The sequence below is a fragment of the Dankookia sp. GCM10030260 genome (genome assembly GCF_042666655.1).
Classification (GTDB): Bacteria; Pseudomonadota; Alphaproteobacteria; order Acetobacterales; family Acetobacteraceae; genus Paracraurococcus.
This window is the reverse complement of record NZ_JBHTDE010000073.1, coordinates 1-1,700: the sequence shown is the minus strand read 5'-3', so window position 1 is coordinate 1,700 and position 1,700 is coordinate 1. Positions and strand designations below refer to the sequence as shown.

General features: G+C 71.4%; 1 pseudogene. It reads left to right on the top strand.

Annotation, left to right across the window (positions count from 1 at the left end):
• The first annotated feature begins 67 nt into the window (after window positions 1–67).
• Window positions 68–1,653: pseudogene (locus tag ACFQS7_RS30865) on the top strand (IS3 family transposase).
• Window positions 1,654–1,700 lie beyond the last annotated feature (47 nt).

Below are 1,700 nucleotides of genomic sequence, written 5' to 3'. Positions count from 1 at the left end.
CCCCCCTGTGTCAGGACAGTTGCCGCGCGTTTAGGACCGCGGAACGAGGGGGCGCGGGTAGTCGAGAATGGCTCGATACGGACAAGCATACAGGGATCGCATCGTCGCGCGGCTGCTGCCGCCGGAGAGTGCGGCCATCGATGTGGTCTCGCGCGAGATAGGTGTCAGCGTCGCCACGCTGGCGCGTTGGCGAGCCGGGGCGCTGGCGGCACCGGGCGCGCTGACCAACCCCCAGCGCTGGACGCCGGCGGCGCGGCTGGAGGCGGTGATCACCACGGCAGCGATGGACGAGGCCGCCCGCAGCGCCTGGTGCCGCGAGCAGGGGCTATACCCGGCAGAGCTCGAGGCCTGGAAGCATGACGCCATCGCCGGCCTGGGCGAGCCGCGGGCCGCCAGTGCCGTCGAGGCCCGGCAGGACCGGCGCCGGGTCAAAGAGCTTGAGCGCGAGTTGCACCGCAAGGACAAGGCGCTGGCCGAGACGGCCGCCTTGCTGGTGCTGCGAAAAAAACTGCATGCGGTCTTCCGCGACGGCGAGGGCGAATGACCTGCCGGGAGGACCGCCAGACCCTGATGACCGCGATCGCTGAGGCCTGTGCCGCCGGTGCCCGGCTGGCCCCGGCCTGCAGCCTGGCCGGCATCGACCCGCGCACCTTCCAGCGCTGGTGCGATGGCGATGGCCAAGTCCGGGCAGACCGCCGACCCGAGGCTGTCCGGCCACGGCCGGCGCACGCCTTGAGCGAGGCCGAGCGAGCGCGCCTGGTCGAACTCGCCAACCAGCCGCGCTTCGCCAGCACGCCACCAGCCCGCATCGTCCCGGCGCTGGCCGACGAGGGCGTCTACGTGGCCAGCGAGGCCAGCTTCCACCGTGTGCTGCGGGACCATGGCCAGATGCGGCGCCGCGGCCGGGCCCGCCCGCCGCGATCCGCTGGCCCGCCCAGCACGCATGTGGCGACCGCCCCAGGGCAGGTCTGGTGCTGGGACGTGACCTTCCTGCCCGCCCGGGTGCAGGGACGCTGGTTCTACCTGTTCCTCATCCTCGACCTCTGGAGCCGCAAGATCGTCGGTCACGAGGTGCACGACACCGACCAGGCCGAACACGCGGCCCATTTGGTCCGGCGCACGGCGCTCGCCGAGGGCATCCACGCCCACGCGCTACGCCCGGTGCTGCACGGCGACAACGGCGCGAGCATGAAGGGCACGACCGTGCTGGCCATGCTGTACTGGCTCGGCATCGCGCCGTCGCATTCGCGGCCGCGGGTAAGCGACGATAATGCCTATGCCGAGGCGCTGTTCCGTACCGCCAAGTACCGCCCGGACTTCCCCACCACAGGCTTTGCCGACCTCGCCGGAGCGCGGCAGTGGGCGGCCGATTTCGTGCACTGGTACAACCACGAGCACCGTCACAGCGGCATCCGCTACGTCACCCCGGCGCAACGCCATGCCGGAGGCGACGGTCCCCTGCTGGCCGCCCGCCACGTCCTGTATCAGCAAGCGCGCGAGACCAACCCGCGCCGCTGGAGTGGGCCGACCCGCGACTGGACGCCGATCGGCGCCGTCACGCTCAACCCCGAGCGCGACAGCATCGTGGCCGCCGCGAGCATCGGGGCAGCTTCACCCGCCATCGGACCGCCATTCAAACCACGCCCAGGATAGGAGACCCTGTTACGAAACCAGCGCGGCAACTCGTTTGACACGCACCG